This is a genomic window from Peribacillus sp. NPDC096622, from assembly GCF_044762665.1.
Lineage (GTDB): Bacteria > Bacillota > Bacilli > Bacillales > DSM-1321 > Peribacillus > Peribacillus frigoritolerans_B.
Window position 1 is genome coordinate 579807 of sequence record NZ_JBIWES010000002.1, and the last position, 22160, is coordinate 601966.

22 protein-coding genes and 2 pseudogenes are annotated in these 22160 nt (G+C 37.6%); 11 read left to right on the forward strand and 13 right to left on the reverse strand.

What is annotated here, in order from left to right; genetic code table 11:
* Positions 1-129 precede the first annotated feature (129 nt).
* The gene (locus ACIQYG_RS06200) at positions 130-330 is read left to right on the forward strand and encodes a circular bacteriocin, circularin A/uberolysin family (RefSeq protein WP_402836292.1); all 201 of its coding nucleotides are present in this window, start codon (positions 130-132) and stop codon (positions 328-330) included.
* A 107-nt stretch (positions 331-437) separates the two neighbouring features.
* Positions 438-953, forward strand: coding sequence for a stage II sporulation protein M (locus ACIQYG_RS06205; protein WP_402836294.1), 516 nt, complete (start codon positions 438-440; stop codon positions 951-953).
* A gap of 95 nt (positions 954-1048) precedes the next feature.
* On the opposite strand, the pseudogene ACIQYG_RS06210 reads toward ACIQYG_RS06205, so the two are convergent.
* From ACIQYG_RS06210 to ACIQYG_RS06235, 6 genes and pseudogenes are all read right to left on the reverse strand, one after another.
* Positions 1049-1485 (reverse strand): annotated as a pseudogene (locus tag ACIQYG_RS06210) (transposase); the annotation flags it as partial.
* Between the two features lie 249 nt (positions 1486-1734).
* On the reverse strand, positions 1735-2928 hold the full coding sequence (locus ACIQYG_RS06215; protein ID WP_402836296.1) for an ABC transporter permease: 1194 nt from the start codon (positions 2926-2928) through the stop codon (positions 1735-1737).
* Positions 2925-3614, reverse strand: coding sequence for an ABC transporter ATP-binding protein (locus ACIQYG_RS06220; protein ID WP_402836298.1), 690 nt, complete (start codon positions 3612-3614; stop codon positions 2925-2927). Before ACIQYG_RS06220 ends, ACIQYG_RS06215 begins: the two co-directional genes overlap by 4 nt.
* Complete coding sequence (locus tag ACIQYG_RS06225; protein WP_402836300.1) at positions 3611-4744, reverse strand: efflux RND transporter periplasmic adaptor subunit; 1134 nt, start codon at positions 4742-4744, stop codon at positions 3611-3613. The genes ACIQYG_RS06220 and ACIQYG_RS06225 overlap by 4 nt, the downstream gene beginning before the upstream one ends.
* Before the next feature lie 230 nt (positions 4745-4974).
* Positions 4975-5487 (reverse strand): hypothetical protein, encoded by a 513-nt coding sequence (locus ACIQYG_RS06230; RefSeq protein WP_402836302.1) that lies wholly within the window; start codon positions 5485-5487, stop codon positions 4975-4977.
* On the reverse strand, positions 5477-5821 hold the full coding sequence (locus ACIQYG_RS06235) for a PadR family transcriptional regulator (protein WP_402836364.1): 345 nt from the start codon (positions 5819-5821) through the stop codon (positions 5477-5479). Before ACIQYG_RS06235 ends, ACIQYG_RS06230 begins: the two co-directional genes overlap by 11 nt.
* A gap of 287 nt (positions 5822-6108) precedes the next feature.
* On the opposite strand from ACIQYG_RS06235, the gene ACIQYG_RS06240 reads away from it, so the two are divergent.
* The 4 genes and pseudogenes from ACIQYG_RS06240 (at position 6109) to ACIQYG_RS06255 (ending at position 7926) form a co-directional block, all read left to right on the forward strand.
* Positions 6109-6717: an accessory gene regulator ArgB-like protein gene (locus tag ACIQYG_RS06240; protein WP_402836304.1), complete on the forward strand. Its 609-nt coding sequence runs from the start codon at positions 6109-6111 to the stop codon at positions 6715-6717.
* A 7-nt stretch (positions 6718-6724) separates the two neighbouring features.
* A complete protein-coding gene (locus ACIQYG_RS06245) occupies positions 6725-6844 on the forward strand; it encodes an AgrD family cyclic lactone autoinducer peptide (RefSeq protein ID WP_402836305.1) in 120 nt (39 codons plus the stop codon).
* 168 nt (positions 6845-7012) lie between these two features.
* A pseudogene (locus ACIQYG_RS06250) lies at positions 7013-7599 on the forward strand (IS3 family transposase); the annotation flags it as partial.
* Positions 7591-7926 carry an RrF2 family transcriptional regulator gene (locus tag ACIQYG_RS06255; protein WP_402836366.1) on the forward strand — a complete coding sequence of 112 codons (336 nt, stop codon included), beginning with the start codon at positions 7591-7593 and terminating at the stop codon, positions 7924-7926. The pseudogene ACIQYG_RS06250 and the gene ACIQYG_RS06255, both read left to right, overlap by 9 nt.
* Positions 7927-8069: 143 nt before the next feature.
* Here ACIQYG_RS06255 and ACIQYG_RS06260 read toward each other — a convergent pair whose 3' ends face one another.
* From ACIQYG_RS06260 to ACIQYG_RS06275, 4 genes are all read right to left on the reverse strand, one after another.
* Entirely contained in the window at positions 8070-9290 is a 1221-nt protein-coding gene (locus tag ACIQYG_RS06260; RefSeq protein ID WP_402836306.1) for a PucR family transcriptional regulator, read from the reverse strand.
* A gap of 130 nt (positions 9291-9420) precedes the next feature.
* On the reverse strand, positions 9421-10890 hold the full coding sequence (putP, locus tag ACIQYG_RS06265; RefSeq protein ID WP_402836307.1) for a sodium/proline symporter PutP: 1470 nt from the start codon (positions 10888-10890) through the stop codon (positions 9421-9423).
* A gap of 149 nt (positions 10891-11039) precedes the next feature.
* Positions 11040-12581 carry an L-glutamate gamma-semialdehyde dehydrogenase gene (pruA, locus tag ACIQYG_RS06270; protein WP_402836308.1) on the reverse strand — a complete coding sequence of 514 codons (1542 nt, stop codon included), beginning with the start codon at positions 12579-12581 and terminating at the stop codon, positions 11040-11042.
* A 57-nt stretch (positions 12582-12638) separates the two neighbouring features.
* A complete protein-coding gene (locus ACIQYG_RS06275; protein ID WP_402836309.1) occupies positions 12639-13556 on the reverse strand; it encodes a proline dehydrogenase family protein in 918 nt (305 codons plus the stop codon).
* A 409-nt stretch (positions 13557-13965) separates the two neighbouring features.
* Between ACIQYG_RS06275 and ACIQYG_RS06280 the strand changes: the two genes are divergently transcribed.
* On the forward strand, positions 13966-14130 hold the full coding sequence (locus tag ACIQYG_RS06280) for a hypothetical protein (RefSeq protein WP_202315596.1): 165 nt from the start codon (positions 13966-13968) through the stop codon (positions 14128-14130).
* Positions 14131-14532: 402 nt separating this feature from the next.
* Here ACIQYG_RS06280 and ACIQYG_RS06285 read toward each other — a convergent pair whose 3' ends face one another.
* Complete coding sequence (locus ACIQYG_RS06285; protein ID WP_402836311.1) at positions 14533-14763, reverse strand: helix-turn-helix domain-containing protein; 231 nt, start codon at positions 14761-14763, stop codon at positions 14533-14535.
* A gap of 212 nt (positions 14764-14975) precedes the next feature.
* Between ACIQYG_RS06285 and ACIQYG_RS06290 the strand changes: the two genes are divergently transcribed.
* The 3 genes from ACIQYG_RS06290 to ACIQYG_RS06300 all read left to right on the forward strand — a co-directional run bounded on the left by ACIQYG_RS06290 (position 14976) and on the right by ACIQYG_RS06300 (position 17215).
* Positions 14976-15371 (forward strand): VOC family protein, encoded by a 396-nt coding sequence (locus ACIQYG_RS06290; protein WP_402836313.1) that lies wholly within the window; start codon positions 14976-14978, stop codon positions 15369-15371.
* A 24-nt stretch (positions 15372-15395) separates the two neighbouring features.
* Positions 15396-15767, forward strand: coding sequence for an MmcQ/YjbR family DNA-binding protein (locus ACIQYG_RS06295; protein ID WP_402836315.1), 372 nt, complete (start codon positions 15396-15398; stop codon positions 15765-15767).
* A 245-nt stretch (positions 15768-16012) separates the two neighbouring features.
* Entirely contained in the window at positions 16013-17215 is a 1203-nt protein-coding gene (locus ACIQYG_RS06300; protein ID WP_402836368.1) for an aminotransferase-like domain-containing protein, read from the forward strand.
* A gap of 714 nt (positions 17216-17929) precedes the next feature.
* On the opposite strand, the gene ACIQYG_RS06305 is transcribed toward ACIQYG_RS06300, so the two are convergent.
* Positions 17930-18793 carry a glycosyltransferase family 2 protein gene (locus ACIQYG_RS06305; protein WP_402836316.1) on the reverse strand — a complete coding sequence of 288 codons (864 nt, stop codon included), beginning with the start codon at positions 18791-18793 and terminating at the stop codon, positions 17930-17932.
* Between the two features lie 621 nt (positions 18794-19414).
* Between ACIQYG_RS06305 and ACIQYG_RS06310 the strand changes: the two genes are divergently transcribed.
* Positions 19415-20944, forward strand: a complete 1530-nt coding sequence (locus ACIQYG_RS06310; RefSeq protein ID WP_402836317.1) for a glycosyltransferase — start codon at positions 19415-19417, stop codon at positions 20942-20944.
* A 438-nt stretch (positions 20945-21382) separates the two neighbouring features.
* On the opposite strand, the gene ACIQYG_RS06315 is transcribed toward ACIQYG_RS06310, so the two are convergent.
* A partial coding sequence (locus tag ACIQYG_RS06315; protein WP_402836318.1) for a hypothetical protein occupies positions 21383-22160 on the reverse strand: 778 nt, incomplete at its 5' end.

Here is a 22160-nt window from a genome sequence, read left to right on the forward strand (position 1 = left end):
CTTTGGATTAACATCTGCACTTATCCTTACAGCTAAGTCACTATTGAGTAAAGGCGCTAAGAAAACTGCAGTTGCCTACTAATAATTAAATATATACGAATGAATGTATTTGAAAAGGAGGGGAATTTCATGGAAGTGGTAGCATATATTGCGGGAGCTCTTGGTATTTCTGAATACTGGGCAAACGTTATCGTTTCGGCAATTGAAGCAGGCAGTACAGTATTAGCTTTGATTTCAATGTTCGCTAGCTTTGGATTAACATCTGCACTTATCCTTACAGCTAAGTCACTATTGAGTAAAGGCGCTAAGAAAACTGCAGTTGCCTACTAATTCAATTGCTTTTACAAATTAATTATAGCGAGGGGAACGATGTGCGTCGTTTCCCTTAATTTATTATAGCAAAATTCTCCCCCAAAAAAAAATATTAAGGTGATAATATGGAAAAATTATTAAAAGATAGATATCTATTACTATTATCAGTTTCATGTTTTTTCTTAAGTTTAGTATTAGGTTTAGGTTTAGTATTAACCGCAGATGTAAATACAGCAATCGATAATAGCAGTAATTATTATAGCAAAAGGGAAGGCATTTCCGGATCAGTGTTCTTTTTTATTCAAAATTTCAAAGTTGCACTTATGTTAATTTCAGGGATTTTTTGTTTTGGGCTTTCAACCTTTTTAGTATTGGTTATCAATGGCTTTTGGCTTGGTGGTGTTATAGCAAGTCAATATTTAAGTGGGACTAGTATAGTAGATTTATGTTTAAGTATATTGCCGCATGGAATCTTTGAAATTCCTGCCTTATTATTATCAGGTTACATAGGATTTATTGGGCTTAAATTTTATTTCCAAAAGAAGAATTGGAAAAGAAGCATGGTTACTATAGGAATTATCATATTACTACTTATATTAGCAGGCGCTGTCGAGGGATTTATAACACCTAAATATATCTAATGTATATACTTTATAAGTACAAAACTTAATCACCATTTAAATGGAGATAAAACAATTGATTTGAATCAATATTTTGGACACTAAAAAGTTAAATCTTAAGCTGTTTTCCTAATTCGATCTTCAATGGCTTGTGGGGTTTGATAGTCCAAGCTGCTGTGAATTCTTTTTCGGTTATACCAACTTTCAATAAATTGGAACATTGCTAATTTAGCTGTTTGCTAATTTAGATATTGTATTTGGTTGACTTCTTCCTTTTTTAATAGGGATGAAAGGATTCAATACAGGCATTATCGTACGGGTAATTATTCTGACTAAAGGATTGCTTAATATGATGGTTTTGGATATGTTGAGTAAACTCACTGCTTGTATATTGTGTGCCAAGATCTGTATGAAGAACTAAGCCCTCCGAGGTCTTTTGTGATAAGTGTGCGTTATTAAAAGCTTTTATGACCAGTTCTGTTGTCATTGAACGAGAAAATGAATACCCTACTATTTTCTTAGACCGAAGCGCCATTCGTCTTTTAAACCAACAATGTTATATTCTGTGCATTTTTAAGTGATTAAATCATATAGGGATTATTCATAATTGCTGGTTAAAATTTATTTACTATATACCTTCTACTTCAAGAATAAAGTAGAGGTATTATTTATTTAAAATAAGTAAAAAAGCAGGTTCGTTAAAAAAGAACACTGCTTTTAATATTTTCAATAAATATTTTTTAAACTTTAATTTGCTCTCTAACCGAGATATGTATAAAGTACTTAATAACCGAATAGAGAATTATTCATACCGTAGAGATTCAATAGGGTCAAGTTTTGCAGCTTTGTTGGCTGGTAACATTCCAAAAATAATTCCTATCGTCATCGAGAATAATACGCCTCCTAGAATAACCTGCCAAGAAACAAAAGATGGCCAACCTGCTAAAAGGGATACTAATGAAGCACCTCCTGCACCTAATAAAATACCAAGTATACCTCCAATAAGAGTAAGTGTAATGGATTCAATTAAAAACTGAGTTAAAATCTGAGATTTTGATGCTCCTAAAGCCTTACGTATACCAATTTCCCTTGTCCTCTCCGTAACAGATACGAGCATAATATTCATTACTCCAATTCCACCTACTAACAAGGAAATTCCGGCAATAGATCCAATTACTAAAGTCATAATTTTCGTTATGCTTCCAATACTATCCGCGATCTCTTTTAAATTGTTGACTTGATATGAATCTTCTGTAAAATGTTTTTCATTTAATAACGTTGTTGCATTATCGCCCACTTCGGCTAACTGATTTGCATTATTTACTTGAAGACTAATTTCACTATAATCTATCTTCCCAAAACTTGATTTATAAGTATTATTAGGAATATAAATCTCACTCATCCCAAATGATAAGAATCCAGTTTTCTTTTGAGTAACACCAATAATCTTAATAGGCTGTCCTTGAATCCAGATAACATTTCCTATAGGATCTTTTTTGTCAAACAATTCTTTGCTAAGTTCTTTAGTAATAACGCCTACTCGATTACCAGATAAGAAGTCTGAACTGGTTAACATTTCTCCTTTAGCAACTTCTAGCTTATTTACTGTTAAATAAGCTTCATTTACAGCATTCACTGTTGAATCTGTAGTTTTATCTCTATAGTGTGTTTCCATACTTGTAGAGCTAGATGCAACTACACTTTTCACGCCGGATATATCCTTTAGATCGTTTACATCACTTTCTGTGAAAGCTGGCTGTTCCATAATATTGGGATTAGACTGCAATTCTTCATCTGAAGGTTGATAATAGACTTCTATTGTGTTGTTTGGGCCAGTAATTTTCGATTTAATCATTTGTTCTCCACCCTGCCCAATTGCTACAACTACAATAACGGCTGCAACTCCAATAATAATACCTAACATTGTTAAAATGGATCTCATTTTATGAGCTAAAACAGAGGATAATGCCATACGAATATTTTCTATAATATTCATATTGTTAGATTCTCCTTATTATTGAGATTTACAACTTCTCCATCTCGTACAGTAATGGTTCGCGATGCATATTCGGAAACTTCTAGTTCATGTGTAATAAGGATGATTGTTGTTCCAGCATGATGAAGTTGTGCAAACTGTTTCATGATTGTATCACTAGTCTTAGTATCTAGAGCTCCTGTAGGTTCATCTGCAAGAATTAATGAAGGCTCATTAACAATTGCTCTAGCAATTGCTACACGTTGCTTTTGGCCACCTGACAATTCATTTGGCAAATGATTTATTCGTTCACTCAAACCTACTTTTTGTAAAGCTATTTCTGCTCTTTTTCTTCGTTCTTTTCTCGAACAGCCAGCATATATCATAGGAAGCTCTACATTTTCAGCAGCACTTAGTCGTGGAAGTAATTGGAATTGCTGAAATACAAAACCAATATGTTTATTTCTTATTTGAGAAAGCTGTTCATCATTAAACGTTGAAATTTCTTGTTCATTTAGCATGTATGAACCGGAAGAAGGGCGGTCTAAACATCCAATAATATTCATCAATGTGGATTTACCGGATCCAGAGGGACCCATAATAGCTACAAATTCACCATCATTTATTTTAATATTAATATTCTTTAAAATAGGAATCTCCTCTCGATTAAGATGAAAATTTTTATGTATATCCACTAATTCAATCATTGAATGTTCACCTTCAAGCCATCATTTAATTTTTTTGAGGGGTTCGATACAACTTTTTCTTTTTCAGAAACACCACTTACAATTTCAATAAATTTGCTGGTTGTTTCTCCAACCTTTACTTTTATACGTGAAACTTCTCTATTTTCCACAACATACACATATTTATTTCTCCCTTCATTTACAATACTCTTTACTGGAAGAGATTTAGCTTTTTTACTAGTTGTTTCAATTTCTAACAAGAGTTTAAATCCAGGTTTTATGGAACTAATATCTTGATCATCAATTTTTATTTCTATTGGATATTGATTAGCATTTTCACTTGTACTATCGGAAGACGCTTGTTGCTGAGGTAAATAATCAATTTGTTTAACTGTTCCTTCCCATTTTTTATTAGGTAAAACATCTGAAGTTATTACTACTGATTGACCGGACTTGATATTTAGTGCATCATATTCTGACAATACACCGCGTGCTATATATTGAGATGTACTGCCAATATGTATAACAGGCTTCTGTGTTTCACTTGTATTATTAACCGCCTCTTTATCAACTTCTAGGACTGTTCCCTTAATGTCACTTTTCACTTCTAAATTCTTCTCTTTTTTTAATATTGATTTTGATTCTAAATCGTTTTTTTCTAATTCTAACTTTGCTGTTTCGAGGTCTAAATTTAATTGAGTACGTTCTGAATCAATTTGATTCTTGGCCTCTTCTTTACCTAGTTCTATTTCTAAATTCTTTTGTTTTACATTAAGATTTGCAATTTGTTTGATTAAAGAGTTAATTTGTAACTGACTTGATTTTCTTCCTAGTTTATGTTGCTCTTTTTCAAGTTCTATTTCATCACTTTCATAAGTAAGGATAGGTGTACCTACCTGAACTATTGATCCCTCTGTTACATGTATCTTATCTACATTACCTTTTTCAGCGTCATAATATATGTATTGCTCATTAGCTAAGCTTAGAGTTCCAGGAATCATTACAGTACTTTTTAACGTTATTTCTTTTAATTGAGTAACATTTACATTTACCTCTTTATTACTAGCGCTTCCTTTAGATAAATATACATTTATCCCCAGTATAATAAGCACGAATAAAGAAACGATAGAGATAATCAATTTTTTTTTCACTTTTCAGTTCCCCCATAAATGTTAGATATTTTAATTTTAAGTACTTAGAATAGTGTAGGACTATCCACCTTGGTAACTATTTTAATACAGCTTTTATCAAAGTGATTTTTTAATGGAAAAACATCATTTGAAAATAAGAACTTATTTTATCTTAAATGATAAAATACGATCTTAACCACTGTTCTTGTATAGAAAGGTATTATCTGAGATTATTAGGGCTATAAATGGTCCTAAAAAATTTCAATAAAAAAGCTTTTTAAAAAATAATAACTGATACCTGCAGTTTGAATAATAAGGGTCAAAATGAGAATACTTAATATAGAATTTTTGAAAGCAAATCTTTTTGTCAATTTAAAAAAACCAAAAACCACAATTCCATTCAAAATGGAAAATAGAATAACATCCATAAATAGATATGAATTATTACTAGAATTACCCACAATAATAATTATTGATATTGTAAGTAGACTAAAGCTAAAAGTTAATTTTTCTTTTATAGAGCTTTTAGGAAGTTGATCGACTAATTGTTTTGTATAGTCTCTAGGATTTTGTCCAAATAAATCTTGAAAGTCTTTCCCCTCTTTTTCGCCTTCTAGAAGATGATCCAATATCTCATCTCTTATTTCATTTCGCTTATTAGCATCTAAATCGCTGCTAGAAAGATATAAACAAAACTCTTCAAATTGCTGTTTATTGCATTTATTTAATTTAAGTTTTAGATTTTCAATTTCTTTATAGATCATACTGATAATTTTTCACTCCTTCTCTTTCTAGAAAGTGGTTCACTGACTTTTCTAAATTACCCCATTCATCTTTAAAGTTTTTTAAAGATTCAAGACCTTCTGGAGTTATTTTGTAATATTTTCTTCTGGGTCCATTTTTAGAATCCATAAAATATGCAGATATAAGTTTTTCTTTCTGTAGCCTTAGTAATAAAGGATAGATAGTGCCTTCTCCAACTTTATTGAATCCACCTTGTCTCAATTTCTCGATTAATTCATATCCATAAACTTCATTTTTATTAATTAAGGACAAAATGCTCCCTTCTAATAATCCTTTAATCATTTGACTATAAATAGACAGTATCTCCACCGTCCTTTCTAAAATATTTTAATTATGTAATTCAAAAAAGATAATAAAAGCTAAGTTTCCAATTTAAGTATAGTATGTTATAAAATTATCTTATAAATATTGAACTAAAATACTACAAGTACGTATAAAGGCTTAAATTAGTTCTATAATTGCCAAATTCTTTAGTTTTAGGGTGATTTATTTGTTTTAAATGAACTATGAATAATTATTCACATTAACATTTTATGTTAATATAATGATTATAATATCATGGTTTCATTTGGGGGAATGGCGTGTATTGGGCACCTAAAGATTTATCTGAAGCATTAACAAAGAAGATACTAACGAATGATGGGAGTTTGAAGCGAAAAAAAGGGGAAATTCGTTATGGTTTAGAAATGCTGATTATTTTAATTTACCAAGTCGTAATTGTTTTATCTCTAGGATTTCTTTTGCATATATTTTCTTATACTTTGCTATGCTTAGTGTCTATATCCATATTTAGGATGTTTTCAGGAGGAGCTCATTTTTCCAAATTCAATCATTGTCTGATAGCAAGTATCTTTCTTATCCTTGCAATTTCTTTTAGTTCGAAATACTTTCCGTCAATAACTGATATAGATTATTGGCATATATTTTCTTATCCATTACTAATCATTCTTATAATAAGATACGCACCAATCTTATTTAAAAAAGAAAACATTTTTAATAAGACTCAGAAAAAAAGAAATAAATTCAAATCTATTTCTATTGCATTATTGCTTATGATTTTGAGTTTTTTTATTCCAATTACATATTCCTTAGTAATAGGACAGGTCCTTATCTATCAGACCTTTACAATTACACCTTTTGGTACATCTATAATACATCTATTGGATAAAAAATTATTAAAAAGGGGGTAAGTTATTAATGAAAAAGTATCTTTATAATTTAGTTGCTCTGGCAGGTCTATTTATGACTGTGGCTACATTTACTACGAGTTGTTTTTTAGGTTTATATGAGCCAAATTTACCTGAAGAGGAAGAGTAAATACTGAGGTAAGGTTATTCACAGTGTTATTTTTTATTGGTTCCTGTGCAAAGGAACGGTGTATTTGTAATTCGTAGTAAAAGAGATCTACATCTATTTAAAATTGGTATTATCCTCTACAGGTAGACAGAGTAAAAAGAGAGCATGATAAAATGTTCTTAACAGTCTATCTGGGAGAGATTTTTCTATGGAAAAAAAGGGGAAAACCTTTCAAAGTATACAGAAGAATTAAAGCGAGAAGTTGTTCGTCTGAAGTTGGAGGAAAGCTGGTCATATTGTCTTCTTTGTGAGCGATTTGGTATCAAAAGTGATACACAAATATCGAATTGGTAAAGAAAGTGCAAAAAAATGAGCCTTTAGAAGACAACGTGGTGTATGTAACCGTAAGAATTTCTCTAGTGTTGAAGAAGAAAATGCTTATCTGAAAGCGCAGGTGGACTATTTAAAAAACGCAATCCAAATCTACATGGGAAGGAATGGTCCTGAAAGCCGAAAGGTTTCAAATGATCGATGGATTGAGGAAAAAACCCACTTGCGTGGCTTTAAAAATCGGGAAGTTTCAAGATCTGGTTACTACAAATGGCGGAAGGGCCAGTCTAGACGGTCTCTGAGACTTGAAAAAATTTTTTTGATAAAAGAACATATATTAGCCATTCATAAGAGACATTTACTATGGATATAAACGGATTACTCGAGCCTTATTCAGAGAGGGAATCGTTGTCAATCATAAGCGTGATAGACGATTGATGAGAGAATATGTGCAAATTAGTGTCTCCCAATATCTCGAACAAATTCTATTACATTTGAAAAGTCACGGATATGTAAAAAGTAAAAGGGGAGTCCGCGGAGGGCATATCTTAAAGGAGTTGCCTAATAAAATTATCATTGGAAACGTAATTCGGGACTTAGAAGGACCGCTTGCCCCTATGAGTTGTGTAAGCATTACAGCATATGAATATTGTCCCCTTGAAGATAATAACTGTTTATTGAAACCTCTTTGGGCACTGATTAGAGATCAAGTGGCAGAACTGCTGGATAATACCACTTTGAAAGATCTTTTGGAAGGAAACTTGTATAAATAGTAACCGATTTCAAAAAAATTATATAAAAAAATTAACTTGATATGGTAAAAGCGTTAAAGAAGTACAACAATGGATAAGGAGAGAAGAAACTGGCAGACCCAGCCGCGTTTCTTCTCTCCTTCGCTTATTTGAATCACCCGTACTCAAGATCTCTGCTTAATAAGCTGTAAATCGATGTATAGCTGCATTCTCGAATGAAAGTCATCAAAATCGATTGAGGTGAGATCGGTTATTTGATTCAATCTATATTTCAATGTGTTGGTATGAATGTATAGCTGTTCAGATGTCGGTTTGATCCGGCAATTGTTCAAGAGATATATTTCCAGTGTTTGAAGGAGTTTGGTTTGGCTTTCCAGGTCCTTCTTTTGAAGAATCTCTAAATCCGTATTGATATAATTCGTTTTAGCATGATGGTTGGAGATCATTTCGAGGTAACGGAAAATCCCAAGCTTGCTATATTGGAAGGGAAGCTGTTCAGGTTCACCGATGAACTTGGCTGCGTTGATCACTTCCAGGGCTTCGAGATAGGATTTTCTTAATTGAAGAATCGAAGAGTACTCATTTCCGATTCCCGGGAATACCTTTTTGTCAGTGAATTGGGAAAGAACGGTGTTCGTTAAATCATTGGCGCTATCGGTAAGCAGGTCTTTCCCTTTTCCGTTGCTGCCAATCAGGACGATGATCTTCAATTGGTTTGTGAATACATGGGTAAAATGATTCAACGCATTGGCGAATAGACTGACTGTATCCGCTAATTCATCGAAATGTTCCGCATCGGATTGAGCGATGGTAAAGACATTGACAAGGAAAGTTTCCGGAATGAGAAGACTCATATTGGCGGCTTCCCATTTTATTTGGTTTTCCGTTTGATAGACTTCGTCAATGACCTTTTGATAAAACTCATTTTTTTCTTCATCTTTTTTCATGTTTATCTGTTTTTTCTGATAAAGGAGCTTGCCGATATGATGGGAAACCTCGTGTAAAAATTCCAGATCGGAATCTGTCATCATTTCCGTTTCTTGGACCCAAATGAACCCGAAGACCTGTCCTTTGTGAACGGCGCTCACAACGACCCTTTGATTTAACCCTATTTCCTCGATTTGTTTCACCCTAAATGGATGCTCCACGGTTTTAAGCTGTTCGACAATGCCCTCATCCATGAATTTTTCCAGAATTGGAATCGGCCAATGCTTTGTGAAGATGGTTTGCCGATTGGCTTGGTCGAAGTGTTCGATATAATAAGAACTGTATGCCAGCAATAAAAATTGGTCATTTTCGATGACGACTGGTTTTTTTAAATAAGTGCTGACCATATCCGTTATATCGTTGATGTTTGTGAGTGTCAGGATTTTTTCTAATGACATATATGGCCCCCTGTAGTTTTTTGAAGTGTATGACAACTTAGTTTAATAATACTTTTAAACTAATGATGTGTATAGGGGCAAGAACAAAGAAGGAACGGTATATGAATAAATACCGTTCCTTTTAGGGGTTTTATTTTTGTTTTAAAGTTTTTTCGAATTCTTCGAATTTCACTTCTACTTCTTTTGATGGTTTCGCTGTTAGAAGACTGACCAGGATGATGGCAATCAAGCTTGCGCCAAAACCAGGAATCATTTCATACATCATATCGGATAATCCTGCCATCGACCAGAAAATTACAGTAGCGGCACCAACGATCATCCCTGCTAAAGCGCCCCATCTTGTCATTCGTTTCCAGCAGAGGCTCAGTATGACCAATGGACCGAATGAGGATCCGAATCCAGCCCAAGCATACCCGACAAGTCCAAGGATCGTGTCATTCTGTTCCCAAGAGAGAATGAGCGCTATGACGGATATGGTCAGTACGGAAAGTCTGCCCAGGAAAACAAGCTCTTTATCTGAAGCGGAACGACGGAAGAAAGTTTTGTACATATCCTCCGTTAAAGAGCTGGCCGTAACCAAAAGCTGCGAAGAAATCGTGCTCATGATGGCTGCCAGTATTGCGGAAATCAAGAAACCGGTGATAAGCGGGTGGAATAGGATTTCCCCTAACTCTATGAAAATGGTTTCAGGATCAGCTAACTTGAGTCCGTTCTGGTGATAATACGTGATTCCGATGAATCCAGTCAGCATGGCACCGATACTGGAGAAAATCATCCAGCCCATCCCGATAGTACGGGCTTTCTTGATTTCTTTAATAGAACTGATCGCCATAAAGCGGACAATGATATGTGGCTGTCCGAAGTAACCCAGTCCCCAAGCAAACAATGAGATGATTCCTAAAAAGCTCGTCCCCGTGAAAATATTCAACAGAGCTGGATCAATGGAACGTGGTGTATCTATGGAAGGACCGAAACCGCCAACATGGAAAATGGTGACGATCGGTACAAGAACCAAAGCGACAACCATGATGATCCCTTGAACAAAGTCTGTCCAGCTTACTGCCAGGAATCCGCCGAATAAAGTATAGGCAACGGTGACGCCTGTCAAGATCCATAGGCCTGTATGGTAATCAAGGCCGAATGTACTTTGGAATAAGACTCCGCCGGATACCATTCCGGAAGAAACGTAAAAGGTAAAGAATACGAGAATAACCAAAGCCGAAATGAGCCTTAAGATCTGTGAGCCCTCGCCAAAACGATTTTCCAGGAAAGCGGGTATCGTAATCGAGTTATTGGCGACTTCCGTATAGGTCCTCAATCTAGGTGCAACATACAGCCAGTTCGCATAGGCTCCTAATGTGAGACCGATTACAATCCAGATTGAACTTAGTCCTGTTGCGAACATGGCACCAGGCATACCCATTAAAAGCCAACCGCTCATATCCGCGGCACCGGCGCTTAATGCAGTGACAGCAGGCCCAAGACCCCGGTCGCCCAGCATATAATCATTTAAATTGGAAGTCCTTTTGTAAGCGAAGTAACCGATGAGAAGCATGCCAGCCATATAAATGCTGATCGAAATTATTAATGCGTAATCCATAAAAGACTCCCTTCAGGTTGAAATTTATAATTTTTTGTTTTAAAAGAGGAAGCAACCTATTTGTCACTTCCTCCATTTAACCTCATTTTGGTTTCCGTATCCAGAATGGAAGATACGAAAACCAAAGGGGTTTCAAATCATTTTCATTATCAGAACGTTTCGGATGTTGTTTTGGCTTGCATATGAAGCTGCAAGTAGTCCGGTCCGCCTGCCTTGGAATCAGTTCCTGACATGTTGAACCCGCCGAATGGCTGATAACCTACGATAGCACCGGTACAGCCGCGGTTGAAATACAAGTTCCCCACATGGAATTCTTCGCGTGCTTTTTCCATGTTAAGGCGATTTGTCGTAATGACAGCACCAGTCAAACCATATTCAGTGTTATTGGCAATCTCAAGAGCTTCGTTAAAGTCCTTCGCTTTTGTGAAGGCAACGACTGGTCCGAAGATTTCTTCTTGCATCAAGCGGGCTTGCGGAGCGACATCAGCAACGATTGTCGGTTGAACGAAGTAGCCTTTAGAGCTATCTCCTTCTCCTCCAGTCAGAATGCGTCCTTCTTGGTTCCCGATTTCAATATAGCTCATGATTTTGTCAAAAGCCGCTTGATCGATAACCGGTCCCATGAAATGATTTTCTACAGGATTACCAACTGTAAGTTGTTTTGTTAATTCAACAGCGCGATCTAAAACTTGATCGTATACATCTTCAACGATGACAGCACGGGAACAAGCAGAACATTTTTGTCCCGAGAAGCCAAATGCAGATTTCACGATCGATTGAGCAGCCAATTCAAGATCTGCCTCTTTGTCGACGACGATTGTATCTTTTCCGCCCATTTCAGCGATGACACGCTTCAGCCAAATTTGTCCTTCGTTCACTTCTGAAGCACGTTTGTAAATGCGCAGACCTACATCACGTGAACCTGTGAAGGAAATGAAACGTGTTTTTGGATGATCGACCAGGTAGTCGCCCACTTCGGCTCCGCTTCCCGGAACGAAATTCAACACACCTGCCGGAAGGCCGGCTTCAAGCATAACTTCAACGAATTTAGCGGCAACGATAGGAGTAGTCGAAGCTGGTTTCAACAGGATTGTGTTACCAGTAACGATAGCGGCAACAGCTGTACCTGCCATGATCGCAAATGGGAAGTTCCAAGGAGAAATGATGATGCCAACCCCTAATGGAATGTAATCATAGCGGTTAAATTCTCCCGGACGGCTTTGAACAGGTACACCATCTTTAAGTGTCAGCATTTGACGGGCATAGAATTCAAGGAAATCGATCGCTTCCGCTGTATCAGCATCAGCCTCATTCCAAGGTTTTCCCGCTTCTTTCGTCAATAACGCAGAGAATTCATGCTTGCGTCTGCGAATGATGGCAGCCGCTTTGAACAAAACGTCAGCGCGGATTTCCGGCTTCACTTTTTTCCAGCTTTCAAAAGCTGTAACAGCTTCCTGCATGGCTTTTTCAGCTAGATCCCTATTCGCTTTAGATACTCGGCCGATGACCTCTTGCTTATCTGCAGGGTTATATGAAACGATTTTCTCATCAGTCGTCACTTTCTCTGCCCCGATATAAAGAGGGTAGTCTTGCCCTAAGTAGCCCTCAACGGTTTGAAGTGCTTCCTGATATGCTTTTTTGTTTTCCTCGTTTGTAAAATCAACAAATGGTTCGTGTTTATATGAAATCATTGATAATCACACCTTTTAATAGATTTTTTGTAGCAATTAATAATGTTGAATGTATATTTAGCTTCTGACCATCCCTTTGAAGGCAAAGGCAATATTGGATGGCCTTTCTGCAAGCCTTCTCATGAAGTATCCATACCAATCCAGACCGTATGGTACATAGACGCGCATTTTGTAACCTTGCTTGACCAATTCGTATTGAGTTTTGTTCCTCATGCCATAAAGCATTTGGAATTCGAATTGTGTATTAGGGATGTCAAACTTCTTGGCCAGTTCTTTTGTATATTCGATGATTTTATCATCATGTGAGGCGATGGCCGTATAATTTCCGTTAAGAAGACTTTGCTTAATCAACTTTTTATAGTTTTCGTCTACATCATTCTTTTCGGGAAAAGCCACCTCGGCGGATTCCTTGTAGGCACCCTTTACGAGACGCAGGAATGGCTTATATTGGCCAAGGTCCTCCAAATCTTTCTCTGTGCGGAATAAATATGCTTGTAGAACAGTACTTATGCAGCTGTATTTTTCTTTGAACTGTCTAAAGATGTCGATTGTTGCCTGACAGCGGACTTCATCTTCCATATCGATCGTGACCATGACTTTATGTTTTTCGGCTGTATCAAGAATTTTCCTCATATTCTCAATCACGAGTTTATGATCGATATCAAGTCCCAAAGAAGTCATTTTCAGGGAAACCTGTGAATCAAGTTTTTCCCTGCTGATCATTTCGATGGTTTCGATGCATTCTGCCGTCCGTTCCTGAGTCACTTCCTTGGAATCAACGAATTCCCCAAGATGGTCGACTGTAACCGACAAGCCGCTATTATTAAGTTGTTTAATGAATTTAATGGAACTTTGGAAATCAGTTCCCCCAATGATCTTTCCAGCAGCAAAATTTCCTCCGCTTTTTTTAGCAATATTATTAAGCAGGTTATTCTTAGATAAAAATAAGAAAAAGTCCCTTGTAATGGCTTCCATATAAAGCGCACCCCCTAAGAAGATGTATTTCTTAAATTAAGCTTAAGGTTTTTCGACAATATTCTCAATGTTCTTAAAAAACAATAATTCTGTCATTTGTTTGTCGGTTTTGGACAAATGAAAAGGTTTACATTTCTCCTTGAATGTTCAGATGAAACGAAGGTTTATCTTTTGACTTAAAGAGAAACGCTAGAGGTAAAGCCTTTATTAGTGAGCGATGTTGGTGTAGGCCTTCAATGAATGCGTTTAAAAGTGGCAGCTCGACCATAATCATCCAATGCGTTATAATGAACCTTATTTAAAAGAATCGGTCAATGTTCGAAGAAAAAACGATAAATGAAGCTTTCAGACGTAAAATCGGTGGAAAACCGTAAAAATAAGTGCATCGGCAAGCCGGGGAGGATAAGGAATGGATGCTGTACTTGAAGAACTTAGAGAAACATCGGGATTGATAATAGGATTAATAATGGCCCTGGTAATTATGGGGCTGATCGGTTATGCCCTTACGAATGTACATGAATCCATCGTGTCACCTGTGGTTCAGTTCATAAAGAAAATGGTCGGTCGAAAATAGCTCAAGCGGAATACATAACCTTTTGTCCCTAATCGATAACTAACCCTTGTTTAAAGAAATCCCAGCAGGGTTTGTCTAAAAGGGACAAAAGAACCCCAAGAAATACATATCAGCTAAGAATGAAGAAAATCCCCCGCTCCTAATGGAAGTGGGGGATTTTAATTCAGGGGGTGTTGTTGAATCTCATATGAACTTTTTCACGAGAAATTTGAAAAGCTGGGACCGGTCAAATGAGGTATTTTGTTTGAAAGTAATTGACTTCAAAGTGGAGACGCCCTGGGAAGTTAAGGACATGCCTTTATTCCCGAAAGGAAAGCTTGGATTTTGGGAGCATGGATAAGGAGAGTATGAACAAGAATTGAATAATACATTTAGCCCCGGCCATAAGCTAGGGCCATTTTTTTACAAATCAAAGTAGTCATCTGCCTTTGCGCCTGCATCTATACTTCGAACCGCCTTCATGATTTTCTTTAAAACCCCGGCTGACGGCACATACTTGGGATCGCTGCAAACTCTGCTTATCGTATTTCGTGAGATTCCTGATGTACTTACAAACTCCTCTTGTGTATATCCGTGCTTATCGATAAATTTTCCGACCTTGCTTCGCGGCTTTCTCTTCCCGAATCTAAACATTTTGATAACCTCCTAGAATGATTTACTAGTAGTCTCGTCCAGCTTTCACAAAAATATACACATAGTTTCGCAAATGTTTGGGATACAAAATTGAAAAGCGGTTCCCGGGTTGATTGTAGGATGGAGCTCCAGTCTCTTTGAATTTATTTCCATTTAAATTATAATAATAGATGTAAGGAATGGTTAAGTCATATGTAACATAGGAGGAAATCATGGGAAGAATAGTTCATTTTGAAATTCATGTGAATGACATGGAACGGGCAAAGACGTTTTATGGAGAGGTATTCGGATGGTCATTTCAAGACTGGAGTGATTATGCAGGAATGCCTTACTTTGGAGCGGTAACTGGCGATGAGAATGAACCTGGGATCGATGGCGCTTTGATGCAGCGCCATAGTGCTCCGCCGGAAACACACCAGGCGTTAAATGCATTTGCTTGTACCATGGGCGTGGAAAATTACGATTTAACGGAAGCTAAAATTATTGAGAATGGCGGCAAGGTCGCAATGCCCAAATTCGCCCTGCCTGGAATGGCTTGGCAAGGATACTATATTGATACCGAAGGCAATACTTTTGGAATTCATCAACTAGATGTGAATGCAAAATAGAGTTGATAATAGGTGAATTAAAACATGAAATCACAAGACACGGAAGCCATGCTTGATCATGTACGCAATATCTGCCTTGCACTGCCAGAAGCTGTTGAACATATTGATGGTTTCGGTCACAATACTTTTAAGATCAATGGAAAATCCTTCGTGATTTCTGGTGAAAGCGAGAAAGGATTCAGCGTGTCGTTCAAGTCAGATCGAGAAACTCAAGAATTATTGCTACAGAAAGAGAAATATTTCAAAACCCCATATATAGGACGTCACGGTTGGGTTTCCATTCAAAATCCGGATAGGGAAGACTGGGATGAATTGACCCATCTAATTCAAGAAGCCTATTTACGTGCGGCACCGAAGCGTATGGTTAAGAAATGGAATGAGTCGAATAAAAAATGAAGAAAGGCGGACGATTTGCCTTTCTTCATTTTTTACGTGTAAGAGGGACTCCGGAATTTGGAAAATATAAAGAGAGGGATTGTTGTCTCTCATCAGAAGAAAGTTTAAAATTAATAGTAGGTTATTTTTACATAAGATTGATGACTATCTGCGGGAATTTTTGATTTGTATGGTAAATAAGCAGCTATCTTTAAAAATCGCGAGAATCAATCAAGGTTTGATTGAAGGGAAGGTGTATGGTTGAAGTGAATGTTGAATCTTTTTTTTCTGAGAACATTAAAGCGGCACTTAAGAATGATCCGCCCGGTGCATGGATGCCAAATCTGCCGGATGGTTGTATTCGCTTGAGTTCAGGCTATCCTGATCCTGCTCTCGTTCCTGCTGAGGAGCTCAAGGTAGCTGTAGCCAGACTTCTTGATGAGGAGCAGGATTTGCCGCTCCATTATCTCGGAAGTCCACGAATTCCAAAACTGAAGCAGCAAATCCAGAACAGATTGGCAGAGCGTGGAATTTGCGTTTTGGAAGAACAGCTTTTGATTACATCAGGAGCTTGCCAGGGGATTGATCTTATTGCCCGCGTTCTTCTTGATGATAAAGCGGTCGTAGCGGTAGAGTCTCCCACCTATATGGAGGCTTTGGAGATTTTTCAAAACTATACGAAACAGATTATTAGTATTCCTATAGATGAACAGGGACTCCAAACATACCGATTAAAAGAAATGCTGGATGAAAGGAAACGTACAGGTCTAACCCTCCCGCGTTTTCTATATACAATCCCAACCTTTCAAAATCCTACTGGGACGACTATGACAATTGAGCGCCGGAAGCATTTATTGGAGCTTTCCATCGAGTATGATTTCCTCATTCTGGAGGATGATGCATACGGGGAATTATCCTTCGATAAAAATCCGGCCCCAATAAAATCTATTGATAAATGCGGGCGGGTCCTCCAAGTCGGGTCTTTATCCAAGGTTGTTGCGCCAGGAATGCGAATTGGATGGATAGCGGGAGAAAGTGAATTCATCAAGGCTTTAGAGTGGTTTAAAAAAGATTTAGACCATCCATTTGCTCAAAGTTCAATGGCTGTATACTTAGAAAACACCGATTTTGAAAAACGGCTCGACCTTCTAAAAGATATGTATCGTTCTAAATGCACTGCGTTAATCCGTTCGATGGAACAATTCCTTCCAGAATCCGTTTCCTGGTATGTACCAGATGGAGGTTACTTTGTATGGGTGAGAATTCAAGGTGTTGATACGTCGCAATTATTATCACAGGCTCTGGCTGAGGGTGTTTCATATGTTCCAGGGAAATACTTTTTCTTGGATCAAAACGATGGAACCAAGTTTCTCCGGCTCTCGTTCAGTTATGCCAATGAGAAAGAAATAATTGAGGGAGTTCGAAGACTAGGACTTCTTCTCGCATCCTATTTTCATAGTTTGTCATGAAGGATTGTTAGTTTGTCAATTTATTATTGCAATGGTCAACACTCTAAGCTATTCCGAACCTTTTATTGATAATGAATTTGAAATAATTTGAATGCGCCTACTTCTATAAAGGAGGTAGGTATTTTGTTAATAAAATGAGCGTTTATGACCAAAGTGTGATCCGCGCGTTTATTATTTTTTTAGCCAAAGAAAAAAAACCTTGCTGCACAAGGGTTTTCGGATATCGAGCAAAAAATCATAAAATCTTGTATCAACCACAGGTTAATCAATATATGACCGGGGTACATTGGAAGAGATTATTGGTTAATTATTTGATCCAATATATCCTTTTAACGGGGATGCCATTTTTACTATTTTGAAAAATAACTAAAAGCGGGGGTTAGCAGAATGATAGCTGTCTAGGAAAAGCAGAAAACGGTTATATAGCAGATTTGAGCGGGATTGCGAGGCATTCCGCAGAGGAAGTATGGTCTTGGTTGACTGAGAATGAAAAGCTCGCTCAATGGTTTTCTGAGCTAAGAGTAGACGAACTCCGTAACAATTCCTCAATTTACGACTCTACCTTATGCTAATTGAAGACTTATAGTTAGTCATAAGTCTGAAGTTCCAAGGAGTTTAGGTTCTTCTTTATAAACTTTAAAGAACTTGGACTGACAAAGATCGTATAAGTAATTTAAACGATTCGTTTTTCCTGTTTAAGAAAAAGCTGGATTTTTAGTCCAGCGTTTTTAATATCTTTTCAATCCGTTTGATATCCTCTACAAATTGTGGATAGCCCTTTATACGTTCACGGTAAGAATGAAGGGCAGTTTTATATAACTCGTTCGTATCTAGAAATCCATCCTCTCTTGAGGCAATCATAATATCTAACCATTCACTAAATGCATTTAGACCGAGTGTATTATTATTTTGATTTGGATGTAATCGAAAATAACTAAGTGCTTCCGAAATATAGACAGCTTTTCCTTTGGATAATAAAGACAACCAGGCAGCTAAATCATTGATAAGAGAATACTGTTTTCCTTTATATACTCCAAATTTTTCAATAAGGTCTATTTTTTTAAATAACACCGTCGTCGGTTCACCAATCACATTTTGACAACGAGTTAATGCAACGTTAGCCAACATTTTTCCGTCTAATATCCTTGTTTCTTGGTATAGCCTGGTTGTTGCATGAATAGGCGGGAGAAATTCCCCTGATTCATTGATGGTTTGGCGATATGATGTAACAAGGGTGATATTTTCGAATTCATTAAAAAAGTAGATCATTTTCTCGATTTTTTCTTTATGAAACACGTCATCATCCATTAAGTAATTGATATATTCCCCTGAAGCTAGGTCGAAGCATTTATGCCAATTTTCAAGAAAAAGATTCCGTCCGTTTTTATAATATTTGATCTGAGGAAAAGAGTGTAAGTAAGGATTAAGCATTTCTTGTACTCCATTATTTGTGCTATCATCACAAATGATAATTTCAATATTCGGGTAGGTTTGTTCCAATACACTGTCGATGGCTATTTGCAGAGTATGGGGGCGGTTATAAGCTGGTATGACTATACTAACTAATGGCCATTCCAAGATGACTCATCCTTTCTTAAAATAAGTTTATTTTTAGCAACTCACTTCGATAGACCAGTCATCCGAATGAATATCTACTGCAAAATAAAATTTTTATAATACACCATAGCGCCGTCAAGGGCCTATCAGCAAAAGCTTAAAACAGCATCAACACATAATAATATGCTTACATCACGAAAATCGTTAATACTAAGCCGATTTTAAATGTTGACGGTTGTGACACCTCCTCTTCCATTACCAGTACAAGCCAAAAAAATTGAAGTTTTAAATTAAGTTAACGATTTATCCACTCCTTTCCTTCCCTAAATATATTGTTATTTCATTAGTAAAAGACTGAATCTAAAAAAATCTATAGAATATTCCTGAAATTGATGCTTACTTAGATTGGCGGCCAGCGAGGCAGGTGATCGAACGCATTTTTGTTCGAATGTCAGAGGCTTTAGGTGATATTGTCATAATTGTGGGTTTTGAAGATAGCCTGATTTATTCCTTAGATTCACTGAGTAACATTTTCTGCTATCACACATATATATATCTGGCTGAAAGAAGAATAAGATAAAGAAATGGAAAAATTGACACTCACCTCTAGTTAGTTTGATATCAAGGAAAGGGGAATGGAACATGTCATCTGATGTAACTCCACTATTGGCAACTCATCTATTTGTATCTAGTAAGATATCAATATATGAATTGGAAGAATTGATAATGAGACTTACGGAAAGCCGCATCAAAGTGAATTTGTATGGACCTGATGATCTATTAATAGATATTAATCCCCGAAAACCTCGTGTCTATGTTTCATTAGGAACAGAGTGGGAAGAATTTAATACATTAAGTGGATTGCCTTTTCACGAGAGAAAACGTTGGTTACACTTCAATTCTCCAGAAGAGCTTCAACCATTTAGTTTATTTTACTGCTGGCTAAAACAGACCGATCCTCTCCCTGAAAATAACACAATTCCCGCTACACGATTTTCTTCAGATACTCCTTTAGTTTCCGTGTTTACAGCAAGCTATAAGTCAAAAGAAAAAATTCAGCGACCTTACCGTTCTCTATTGAATCAGACTTACGATAATTGGGAATGGGTAATTGTAGATGACTCTGGTGATGATGATGAGACATACAACCAATTCTTACTTCCTCTAGACGACCCACGTGTGCGGAGGTATCGCCAAGATTCCCGAAATGGCTACATAGGGGCAATCAAAAGGTATGCAGCAGGTCTATGTACAGGGGAAATTTTAGTGGAAGTAGATCATGATGATGAGCTAACTCCTGACTGTCTAAAGAAAATCGTCGAAACATTTCAACAACACCCTGAATGTGGTTTTGTTTATGGGGATTGTACAGAGGTATACGTAGGTAGCAACAATGCTCACTGGTATGGGTGGGATTGCGGTTTTGGATACGGTATACATTATCGAGTCTGGCTGCATGAAATGAACCGATGGCAAAATGTGCAAAAACAAACAACAATCAATGGGAGTACAATCCGTCATTTGGTCGGTTTACCGAATCATCCTCGTGCATGGACGAGGGATAGTTACCATTTGATAGGCGGCCACCGTGAGGAATTATTGGTGGCAGACGATTACGATATACTCGTTCGGACGTTTCTTTGTACTAAGTATGCAGCTATTCCCGATTTACTCTATGTCCAATATCGGAATGAAAATAGAGATAACTCCACTTTCATTAGAAATAAGCAGATTCAGGTACTTGTAAGAGAACTAAATAGTTATTATCATCAGAGAATCAATACGAGAGTGAAAGAACTAGGTTTACCCGAGGAAGTGCCATATAGCCGTGTATGGGAGACATCTACAGATGATCCTGCCCGGAAATCTGCTCATGTAATTCATGAAGATCTTTCCAGAGTTTCAATATTGTTTCCCATTCCCCACTCCTATCCTGCAATAGAGCATACCCAATTATTTAAGACACTACAAAAGGGCATTGAAACCAACTTTAAGGAGAACGAAGTAGTAGTTGTAGGACGTATTCCACCAGAAATCGAGATCTTTGCGTCAAAGGCACCCACAGGCGCAATCCGATGGTGGCCAATGGAACCGAATGATTCATTAGAAACCTGTATCCAATATGCCAAGTTTTGCGCTTCATGTAAGGAAAAAGTGGTGGTATTGCCGTAAACCTATCTTAGATTAGAGTCTGCTGTTGGTTAGAGATGAAAATTCACCAACAAACTTTTATTGGGTATCTCAAAAACTTTTCCTCATTTCTACAAGGAAGGCAAATGCATGGATTCTTTTTATCCATGCATTTGCCTTTTTTCTTTAATATAAAGATACGTCTGGCAGGCATTAAATACAGTTAACATGAAAGTTAAACCGTTATAAACATTTCCACTTTGCTGTAAGCTTCAGGTAAACTAAATTGCTTACTTGTAGAATATATTTGGTCACTTTGAAAATTCTTCAAAATAGGATGAAGTCCTTTTTATGTATTAAAACCCTATGTCTCTTGGGACAATAAATGTGATTACTAATAAAAAAGCTGACCCAAAAGTTATAAATTAACAACCTTTGAGTCAGTATTAACTATAAAATATAATTTTATAGCGTTCTTTCTTAAGAGTATTTTCTATGCTGGTCCTTGAGGTCCTTGAGGTCCTTGAGGACCTTCGGCTCCTTGAGGACCAGCAGTTCCTTGAGGACCTTCCGCTCCTTGAGGACCTGTTGCTCCTTGAGGACCTTCGGCTCCTTGAGGACCTTCGGCACCTTGAGGGCCTGCAACTCCTTGAGGGCCTTCGGCACCTTGAGGGCCTGCAACTCCTTGAGGGCCTTCGGCACCTTGAGGGCCTGCAACTCCTTGAGGGCCTTCGGCTCCTTGAGGACCAGCAGTTCCTTGAGGACCTTCCGCTCCTTGAGCACCTGTTGCACCTTGAGGGCCTTCGGCACCTTGAGGACCAGCAACTCCTTGAGGGCCTTCGGCACCTTGAGGGCCTTCGGCACCTTGAGGGCCTTCGGCACCTTGAGGGCCTGCAACTCCTTGAGGACCTTCGGCTCCTTGAGGACCAGCAACTCCTTGAGGACCTTCGGCACCTTGAGGGCCTTCGGCACCTTGAGGGCCTGTTGCACCTTGAGGGCCTTCGGCACCTTGAGCACCTGTTGCACCTTGAGGGCCTTCGGCTCCTTGAGGGCCTTCGGCTCCTTGAGGGCCTGCAACTCCTTGAGGACCTTCGGCTCCTTGAGGACCAGCAACTCCTTGAGGACCTTCCGCTCCTTGAGGGCCTGTTGCACCTTGAGGGCCTTCGGCACCTTGAGCACCTGTTGCACCTTGAGGGCCTTCGGCACCTTGAGCACCTGTTGCACCTTGAGGACCTTCGGCACCTTGAGCACCTGTTGC